This window comes from Candidatus Micrarchaeia archaeon (assembly GCA_041650355.1).
Lineage (GTDB): Archaea > Micrarchaeota > Micrarchaeia > Anstonellales > Bilamarchaeaceae > JAHJBR01.
Map to the genome: position 1 here is coordinate 1 of JBAZLI010000038.1, position 9113 is coordinate 9113.

General features: G+C 52.8%; 12 protein-coding genes. 2 read left to right on the forward strand and 10 right to left on the reverse strand.

Features of this window, described 5'->3' with window-relative positions:
• Positions 1 to 62: 62 nt before the first annotated feature.
• The 4 genes from WC488_03335 to WC488_03350 are packed head-to-tail and all read right to left on the reverse strand — an operon-like array spanning position 63 to position 3476.
• Positions 63 to 458 (reverse strand): DUF126 domain-containing protein, encoded by a 396-nt coding sequence (locus WC488_03335; protein ID MFA5077435.1) that lies wholly within the window; start codon positions 456 to 458, stop codon positions 63 to 65.
• On the reverse strand, positions 449 to 1621 hold the full coding sequence (locus tag WC488_03340) for an aconitase X catalytic domain-containing protein (GenBank protein ID MFA5077436.1): 1173 nt from the start codon (positions 1619 to 1621) through the stop codon (positions 449 to 451). The genes WC488_03335 and WC488_03340 overlap by 10 nt, the downstream gene beginning before the upstream one ends.
• A 26-nt stretch (positions 1622 to 1647) precedes the next feature.
• Positions 1648 to 2946, reverse strand: coding sequence for a UbiD family decarboxylase (locus WC488_03345; GenBank protein MFA5077437.1), 1299 nt, complete (start codon positions 2944 to 2946; stop codon positions 1648 to 1650).
• Positions 2943 to 3476 (reverse strand): UbiX family flavin prenyltransferase, encoded by a 534-nt coding sequence (locus tag WC488_03350; protein MFA5077438.1) that lies wholly within the window; start codon positions 3474 to 3476, stop codon positions 2943 to 2945. The genes WC488_03345 and WC488_03350 overlap by 4 nt, the downstream gene beginning before the upstream one ends.
• A gap of 53 nt (positions 3477 to 3529) precedes the next feature.
• On the opposite strand from WC488_03350, the gene WC488_03355 reads away from it, so the two are divergent.
• A complete protein-coding gene (locus WC488_03355; GenBank protein MFA5077439.1) occupies positions 3530 to 4288 on the forward strand; it encodes an isopentenyl phosphate kinase in 759 nt (252 codons plus the stop codon).
• Here WC488_03355 and mvaD read toward each other — a convergent pair.
• Complete coding sequence (mvaD, locus tag WC488_03360; GenBank protein MFA5077440.1) at positions 4285 to 5286, reverse strand: diphosphomevalonate decarboxylase; 1002 nt, start codon at positions 5284 to 5286, stop codon at positions 4285 to 4287. The genes WC488_03355 and mvaD overlap by 4 nt on opposite strands.
• A gap of 164 nt (positions 5287 to 5450) precedes the next feature.
• On the opposite strand from mvaD, the gene nth reads away from it, so the two are divergent.
• Positions 5451 to 6074, forward strand: a complete 624-nt coding sequence (gene nth, locus WC488_03365) for an endonuclease III (GenBank protein ID MFA5077441.1) — start codon at positions 5451 to 5453, stop codon at positions 6072 to 6074.
• Here nth and WC488_03370 read toward each other — a convergent pair.
• From WC488_03370 to WC488_03390, 5 genes are all read right to left on the reverse strand, one after another.
• Positions 6071 to 6529, reverse strand: coding sequence for an Lrp/AsnC family transcriptional regulator (locus WC488_03370; protein ID MFA5077442.1), 459 nt, complete (start codon positions 6527 to 6529; stop codon positions 6071 to 6073). The two genes, nth and WC488_03370, sit on opposite strands and share 4 nt — an antisense overlap.
• Positions 6530 to 6539: 10 nt before the next feature.
• On the reverse strand, positions 6540 to 7430 hold the full coding sequence (gene mvk, locus WC488_03375; protein ID MFA5077443.1) for a mevalonate kinase: 891 nt from the start codon (positions 7428 to 7430) through the stop codon (positions 6540 to 6542).
• A 5-nt stretch (positions 7431 to 7435) separates the two neighbouring features.
• Entirely contained in the window at positions 7436 to 8065 is a 630-nt protein-coding gene (locus tag WC488_03380) for an MgtC/SapB family protein (GenBank protein ID MFA5077444.1), read from the reverse strand.
• A 4-nt stretch (positions 8066 to 8069) separates the two neighbouring features.
• On the reverse strand, positions 8070 to 8870 hold the full coding sequence (locus WC488_03385; GenBank protein MFA5077445.1) for a DUF2666 family protein: 801 nt from the start codon (positions 8868 to 8870) through the stop codon (positions 8070 to 8072).
• 9 nt (positions 8871 to 8879) lie between these two features.
• On the reverse strand, positions 8880 to 9113 hold a 234-nt coding region (locus WC488_03390), incomplete at its 5' end, for an NAD(P)/FAD-dependent oxidoreductase (protein MFA5077446.1).

The following is a 9113-nucleotide window of genomic DNA, read 5'->3' on the forward strand; positions in this document are numbered from 1 at the left end:
AGTTCGCGTTCGGCTTTGGATCCTTTCGCGTAGGTGTACATGATTGGCATTCTCAGGAAAAATTAAAAAACGACTGCGCCTTTGTCCGCATCCACTTCGGCTTCCTGCCCGTCCCTGAATGAAGCGAACGGGTCCTTTTCCAGCTTGTCCAGCATCGGGATTTTGGATATTATCGCGCCCACTGCGATTATCGGCTCTGCTTCGGCGTTTATTATCGCTGCCGGAGCTTTGCCGTTCTTCTTGAGCTGGAGAATCACGTAAGAGCCGACAGTGGAGCCTTTTCCGCGCGGGAAAACGAGCACGGTTCCGGCTATGCACTTCCCCTCGAGCGCATGCCCCTTCTCAATCACTACCCCTGTTTTCGGGTCCACGCCCCCGAGGAAAGAAATGGCGTCCTTGCTGATGAGCACTTTTCCCTTCCCCTTCCCGCGCGCTATAATCCTGCCCTTCACCTGCATATGATGTCACCCACGTCGCCGAAAACCACTTTCTGCTTGCACAGGCTCGAGAGGTATTTCGCGGCCTTCCCTGAATTGCATCCGGTAACTTTGTAACCCATCTGCTCCAACGGACATACGACCATGCACGTGTCCGCAACCACGGTTCCGCCTGCTTCCTCGATTGTTTTGGTGTATCCTGATTTGTCGGCAAGCGCCTTTGTCTGCCCTGCTGTGCACACCCACAAGTCGCAGCCCAGCTTTTTCCCCTTCACAAGCCCCGCAACCTCTTTTATCTCGTTTATCGAAGCGTGCGGGCAGCCTATCGTAATCAGGTCTGGTTTTTCGTTTGAATTGAGCTTTTCCTTAGTTTCTTTAAGCTCTTTTTCCGTGAATTCCAGCTTTTCCGGCTTTTCCGAGACCACGAACTCCGGCGTCGCACCCTTCGCGTAAAAAAGGGCGACAGAGCCCGAAGCAGCCATTGCCGCGCCCAGTGCCTTGAGCCTGTCTTCCCCCGGGTTTCTCATCCCGGTGAAGGAAGGATTGCGATTCTTCACTATTTCGCCAACATAATAGCCCATCGCGCCGAAATCGGCATTGGTTTTCAGCTCCACTCGGACATCAACGGCAAAATCAGAAACCCGGTTCTGGTCCAGGTGATAGCCGTATTCAGGGGTTACGCCGCATATAGCAGCTGCAAGGGCGCTTGGGCCCCCTTCCCTGTTCGTGCGCGCGCCGAGCACAGAGTTTGAAAATGCGACTGCCGAGCTTTCGGACCATGCGATGTGTTCGCCTTTCTTCGGCCTCAGGCCGATGAGGTAAGGGGTGCAGGTGCAGCTCATGGTTATCCCCATCGCCGAGTAGGCGTTGAGCACCTCAATCTGCTTTTTAGCGAAATCCTCCGGGACTTTCATCTTCTTCCACTGGGTCCTGTCCATCCCGGCCGGATTCAGCAGCGACGGGATTCGTACCTTCGCGCCGTTGCGGGCCATTTCCTGCAGATATTCAAGGCCGGCATCGCCAATGGTTTTGTAGGAAACTCCTGCAATCTGAGCCGAACTCACGGAAATCATCTTTTCCGCGCCGTAGATTTTTCCGAGCGCGACCAGTATTTCCATGGACTGGCGCGCCGCCTCGCCCGTTTCCCCTTCATATGTCATCTGTTCCTGCTTTGAAAGAAGCATATGCCCACCAAGTGTATCAAATGTATCTAAAGGTATTTCTTCACGTCCACTTCCATCCATTTCGCTTTGTCGAAATTCTTCCCGTGGACAAACAATGGTTTCGTCGCGTCAATTCCCATTTTGGTTGTTGCGTAGGTGTGCGGGTCTGCTGAAGGGTCCAGAGAAGAGCCTTTCTCGTTCTGCTTTATCACAAGGCTCTTGTTAGCCTGCATCCTTGTCGCTATCGCCCATTCCACGGAATCCGGGCTGTAAATGTCTATATCATCATCAACCACTACCACGTGCTTGAGCGATTTGTGGCCCCTGAACGCGGCTTCGAGCGCCTTTTTCCCGTCATCCTCGTTCATTTTCCTTATCGCAACGACCGCGTGGAGCCAAGAGCATCCTCCGGGAGTTATGTTCACCCCTTTGCACTCGCACACTTTATTCACCTCGTTGAATATCGTGGGCTCCCTGGGCATGCCCATGAGTATCTTGTGCTCGAGCGCCCCTGGAAGCAATGCGTGAAATATGGGGTGCTTCCTGTGGTGCACTTTTGTAATCTTCATCACTCTCTGCTTCCTCACTATGTCGTAGGTTTCGGTAAGGTCTATGAACGGCCCTTCATCCACCATTTCAGAAGTGATTTTGCCTTCGAATGCGAATTCCGCATCCGCAGGAACTTCTATCCCATTCCCTAATTTCACTGTTTTCAAGGGCATAAGGGAATTCGCAATCTCAAGCTCGTCTTTCCCCAATTCGATAGAGGTTGCGCCTGCAAGGAGAACGTTTATGGGCGCGCCCACAACGAAGGCAACATCCAGCTCGCCTCCAGCCCTTTTTATGAATTCGTCCAGGTGCCTGGGAAGAATACGCACCACCACTTTATCCTTTCCAATTACCATCATCCTGTGGAATGAGCAGTTCCTTCCGAGCTCCTTATTCTGTGCAATGACGACCGCAGAAGCGAAATACGGGCCCCCGTCCTTTTCCGCGTGGAAAGGGATTGGGAATTTGGACAAATCAACCTCCTTTTCTGTGATTTCAAGGACCGGGCCGCTCTGCGCGAGTTCGGGCTTGCTCGGGTTGTTTATCGCCCAGCTGAGTTTATGGGTTATTTCCTCGTTTCCAATTTCCAGGTATTCGCCAATCAATTCCCTAGTCGAGAAAATGTTTCCAACCACCCTTGCATCCGGGTTTTCCTTCACTGAATCGGTATATACAGGTTTCCCGTCCAGGGCCTTGAGCACGCCTGCAAGCTCCAGATGCTTTGAAACCGGCTGGGTCAGTTCTACAAGCTTGCCCTGTGCCCGCAAATGCTCCACGAAATCCCTGAAAGAAGTCATTGTTTCCACCTTTTTCCTATCTTGTGCTTCAATCCCAATTGGTCAAGCACCCTTGCAACTATGAAATCCACCATATCCTCTATTGTTTTCGGCTTCCCGTAGAAGCCAGGGGATGCTGGAAGCACAATTCCGCCTGCAAGAGTTACGGTTTCCATATTCTTTATCGTGATTAGTGAATAGGGAGTTTCCCTTACTACCAAAATGAGCTTTTTCCTTTCCTTCAGGGCCACTTCAGCCGCCCTTGTTGTGAGCGAATTTCCCACCCCGTTCGCAATCTCCCCCAAAGTTTTCAATGAGCACGGGACTACCACGAGCGCATCCGGGGGATTGGAGCCTGATGCATAAGGGGACGAGAAATCAAATTCCCCGTAATCCGCTTTAGGGAGTTCAATTCCTTCTGCTTCAGCCACTTTTTTGGCGCCCGAGCTGATTACGGCCTTGCAATCCGCCTCCATGCTCCTAAGCACAGAGACTAGGCGTGAGCCGTACTGAAGCCCTGAAGCTCCGGTTATGGCAACGAGAATTCGCATGTATTTTAGATTCACCAATGCTTATTTTAAACCCTTTCCGGCAACATAGAATCATGAAGATACTCAAAATAGGCGGGAGCTTCATAACCAGGAAATCCGGATATAAGGAAGCCGACATTGAGAACCTGCAGAAAACGGCAAAGGCAATTGCATCCATGTGGAAAAGAGGGGTGCGGGATTTCGTGCTCGTGCATGGCGCAGGCTCCTACGGGCACGCGCTCGTGCTCAAATACGGAATAGACAACGAGGTCAGGACAGAGGAGCAGAAGCGCGGCTACGCGGACACGCATGCGGCCTGCAACGAACTTTCCATGCTGGTTGTGCAGGCGCTTATAAACGAAGGGATTCCTGCAGTATCCATTTCTCCAGCTACCATAGTGGAGCAGAATAACAAGCGCATTTCAAAATTCAACGAAGCTATTGTGCATGAATATTTGAAAAACGGCTTTTTGCCCGTGCTGTACGGGGATATGGTGCCGGATAGCGTCCTCGGGGGCTCGGTATGCTCTGGCGACCAGGTTGTGGCTTATTTGGCGAAGGAAGCTGAACTCGTGGTGCTCGCAACGAACGTGGACGGGGTTCTTGACGATTCAGGAAGGCTGATTGAGAAGATAACCTCCTCCAATTTCAGCGAGGTAGCGAAACACCTGAAAAAAACCGAAAACGATGTCACCGGCGGGATGGAGGGAAAATTAAGGGAATTGCTCTCGCTCCGGGCGCCTTCCTACATAGTGAACGCCGCCTACCCGGAGAGGGTGGAGGCGCTCATGCTCGGAAAGAAAGCGGTTTGCACCGAAGTGAGGAAAAATTAGAACAAGTGCTCTTCCGAAAATTTAATGCCTTCCCCGATTTTGCATTCCATTATTTTCATCACTCCGGGAAGCTCCGAGAGCATGCGCTTAATCCCTTCAGCGTATTTGGCGGTCGTGTAAACGTGCGCGTTCGGGCCTGCGTCAAATGTGTACGCAGCAGCGTATTTTCCCTGGGATTGGTTGAACGCGAGCACTTCGCGCATGATTCTGAAGGACGTTTCGTTCAAATACACTACCGGAGGCCAGCTGTCCAGCATGGCTGCGTGCATGCTGTCGCTCTCCCGCATTATTATCGGGACCATCGTTTCAAAATCCCTTTTCCTTACTGCATTCCGCATTTCCGCGAGCCTTTTTCCAACGGATTTCAAACGTGCGGAGTAGAAGGAGGATGTTTTGCTCGTTACCGCCATCGCGGCAGAAGAGCCGATGTGCTTTTCCTCCATGCTGGATATTGCTATTATGTTGCGCAAATCCCTCCATTTCCCAGGAGGTGAAATCTGCTCTGCATAGCAGTCGCTTCCGTCCTTCTTTTTCCCTGCATGCCATTCCACGCATCCGCCGAAGACCGAGCGGGAAGCAGAGCCTGAGCCCAGCCTTGCGAGCATTGAAAGCTCTTTTTCATTTAGGTTAAGGCCTGCGGCCTTGGACGATGCGGCTGCAAGGGCCGCGAACCCCGATGCAGAGGACGCGAGGCCTGCTGATTTGGGGAACGTGTTCTGGGAAACCACCTTCGCTTTGGTCTTTATTCCGGTTTTTGCCCGCACCAAACCCAGGAAAGATACCACGCGGGAGTATTCTTTTTCCGTTGCCTTCCTCCCGTCAAGGCAAACATCATCTGAAACGAGCCCGTTCGCGAATTCAACCGTAGTTTTTGTGCTCAGCTGTTCGTCCATGGTGAAGGAAATTGAGCTGTTGGCCGGGAGCACGAGCTGGTCATCTCTCCTGCCCCAGTATTTTATGAGCGCTATGTTGGAATTAGCCAATGCAGTAACTTTCATTTGCACCCCGCTCATCCTATGCCCGAATAAGAATATAAAGATGCCCTGAGAAAGAGGGTTGCTGATTGTGCGGGGCATTTCGATTTCTGAAACGATGAATGCCGAGTAATCAACATGGGAGGATTATGGGTAGGGCTGGCTGGGTAAACCGTGCAGTGCTGGGAATGATTGTGCGCGAAGCGAAAAGGAATGGCGCGCCAGTTCTCAAAATAGGCGATTTCACCAAAGGGGACAAATTCAAATCGCTGGTTTTCACCATTCTTTCCGCCCGCACCAAGGATGAAACCACGCTCAAGGCGTGCGAAAAGCTGTTCTCAAGGGTAAGGGGCCCGTGGGAGCTAGCAGGAATGAAGAGGGGGAACGTCGCTAAACTTATTTACGGAGTCGGATTTTACAGGCAGAAAGCAGGCTATCTTATAGAGATGGCGAACCAGCTTGTGTATGATTTTGACGCCAAAGTGCCATCTGATTTTGAGAAACTGATGAAGCTCCCGGGAGTAGGGAGGAAGACCGCGAATGTGGTGCTTGCGCACGCGTTCGGGAAGGACGCGATAGGGGTGGACGTGCATGTGCACAGGATTTCAAACAGGCTTGGGATCGTGAAGACAAAAAAGCCTGAAAAAACCGAGGAAAAGCTCAAACTAGTTGTTCCGAAAAGGCTCTGGAAGCACCTGAATATCGTGCTTGTGGCGCATGGCCAGACCACTTGCCTGCCGAAAGTGCCGCTCTGCAGCAGGTGCGTAATAAGGAGATATTGCAAACAGGTGGGAGTGAAAAAATCCGCCTAAACGTCCACGAATTCGTTCTGATCCTTCAAAACGTTTAGGATTATGCTCGTGTTTGTCTTCTCCACGTGCGGAATCGAGAGTATTTTCTTTATGAGCGATGAAAGCTCCATGCGGTTCCTGCACATCAGGAACGCGATGGAGTCCTGGCTTCCGGTAACGTCGTAAACCGCATACACGCCAGGAATCCTGCTCACCTTCTCCTGCACCTCCAGGAGTTTTCCCTGGGAGATGCTTATCTGCACCAAAGCCTGGAATTCGTAGCCTATCCTGAGGAAATCCAGATCCGCCGAATACCCCCGTATTATCCCGGCTTGCTCCATCCTTTTCATCCTTTCTATCAGGGAAGAAGGGCTGAGCTTGAGTTCGGATGCGAGCTCGCGCGCAGAGCGCCTGCAGTTCATCCTTAGTTCGCGCAGTATCCTCTTGTCCGTGGAATCCAAAGAACTTTTCCTCATCGCTTCACCGCTATTGCGCCACCGAGGTTATGGCAACGTAGCCCAGGCGTCGTATCTCTCCGGCTATTTCTTCCGCATTCTTCTCGCTTTTCGCAAGTATCACGCAGCTTCCTCCGTATCCTGCGCCGGTTATCTTCGCGCCCAGTGCCCCGAGCTCCCTGGCCGCGTATATTATGTCCTTGTTTTCCCTGCTCGAAACGCCCATTGCGGACAGGAAGCCCTGGTTGAGGTTCATCAGCTCCCCGACCTCCTCGAGCTTTCCCTGCTCAATGGCCTTTATCGCAAGCTCGATGAGCTTTTTCTCGGCCTCGAATATGAAATGGAACAGTTCCGGATACCTCTCTTTCTTGGATTTCACTTCGGAAATGAGCTGGGCGGTGGTTTTCTTCTTTTTCCCGGTTACGCCGATTACGAGGTGCATTGGCTTCCCTATCCTAAGCGAGGTTATGCTCACCCCCTCGGGCTTTTTCTGGAATATTATCGCGCCCCCGCATATGGCCAGGTTGTTGTCCATCCCCGATGGGTTGCCGTGGAACACCTTCTCGGCCTCGAACGCGTAGGCGCATACCTTATCCTCGGAAAGGTCAAGCTTGTACTCGTCGGAAAGGGCGCGCACGAACGCAACCGAAACAGCGGCGCTGGAGCCGAGCCCGCTCGCGACAGGAATCTCGCTTTTCACTTTTATTATGAAATTGTCCTTTATCCCCATCGCGTTCCTTATCGCGTCCAGGCCGGCGAGCAGGTTCGCGTCCACGTGGCTGGATTCCAGCCTCGTGTGGGGCGCCTTGGTTATCTCCACTTCGATTTTTTTGGACAGCCCGACCCCTATCGCAGGCAGGCCGTAAACCACGAAATGCTCTCCGAAGAGTATTGATTTTGCGCAGCCCGCTCCCCTTCCCATGCCAATCACTCGACGCGTATGCGCCTTATGTGCTTGAATTCGGACAGTTCCCTGAGCATCTCGTGCACGTCGGTGTTTTCAGGAACGTAGAACTTGTATTCCATATACCCTTTTTCGAAGTTCACTTCCATGCTTTCCTCCTTCTCGTCCTTGTACTTCCTTATCGTTTCCCTGAATTTTTTCGTCTGCGCCCCTTCGGCAAGGGATTCTATCTGCACTATGACGTTCTTGAGGTGCCTCCCGAGGCCCTTTTTCTCTATTATCTTGTCCACTGCCAGGGTGACCCACACCATCACATAGGCGAGAACGATGAGGAACAGGTTATCGGACAGGCCTATCACTATCCCGAGCGCGGCCATAGCCCATATCGCGGCTGCGGTGGTGAACCCGAACACTTTCTCATGGTACTTTATGAGCGCGCCTGCGCCCAGGAAGCCTATTCCTGCTATTATGCCGTTCAGCACGGGCGATGCGTTGGAAGAGAAATAGCCCACTGCGGCCAGGGTGAGCGCGGTGGACATCACGGTCACGAAAACGTAAGGCGCGAAGCCCGCGGGCTTCTTGCTTATCTGCCTCTCGAACCCGACCCAGAAGGCCAGGAAGAACGAAATCGTGAGGGAGAGCAGCGGGTCCATTTTTTCACCTCTTTTTTGCGAACCTGCCCCTGGGCTTTGGAACCTTCAGTTCCGGGTAGGCCGGCACAAGTGCCTCTACGTTGGCGTACGGGGCGAAGCCGAGATTCTCGAACACGCACTTGAGCAGGTACGCATCACGCACTTCGTCGCCGTTCATAGAGCCTGAAACGTCCCTGAGCGCGGTCGCAAGGTTCACGAACGACTTCCTCTTCCCTTTTGTCGCAGAGGCGGCTATGGACTCCACGCTCCTGTCAGGCTCCAGGAAATCGAACGATTTCCTCACCAGGGTGGAGCTTATAGCCGAAAGTATTCCGGCGACCTCGTAATCCCGGGTTTTCTCGTTCACGCCCATCTTCTTTATTGCAATCCAGTCCCTGTAACGCCCTATGAGCGCAATCTGGCCTTCGAGAAGCTCCTGCTTCCGGGGCCTGAGGGAGCTCGAGTGCAGGGTTGACGGGCATATTTTGGCGTTCACCTTGTTCTTGCACAATAGGACGCAAACGAACTTGGACTCCGCAACAGCGAGCAGCTCCTCTTTTCCGGCCGCCTTCAGCAGAAATTCCTTCCATTCCCCGGGCTTCCTGCCCTCAAGGAAGGATATGGCGTCCATGAGCCCCTTTCCCTCGGGAACCGCATCCTCTATCATCTTGCAGTCTATCCCGGAATGGCAGAAAGCCTTGCTCTCCACGTTCTCGTGTATGAAGGAAAGCGCGTACGCGACGTCTTTGGGCTCGGCGTTGCCCAGGTCGAATCTAACAGAGTATTCCCAGTCACCGTATTTTCCGGAAAACAGAAGCTCGTCCATGGGGCCACCTCAGATTTCGCACTTCTTCCCTTCCCTGCGGATTATCTCGCGCGCGGCTATCAGACCGGTCACGCCTGCCGTGACTATGCCTCCGCTCACTCCTGCGCCGTCGCCAACTGCGAACAGGTTCGAGACCTGTCCGGCCTCCATGCTCTTGCTCACGTCCAATCTCACAGACTTGAACTTCACTTCAGGCCCGTAGAGGAGAGTGGATTCCTCGTTCACTCCGGGAATCACTTTCGC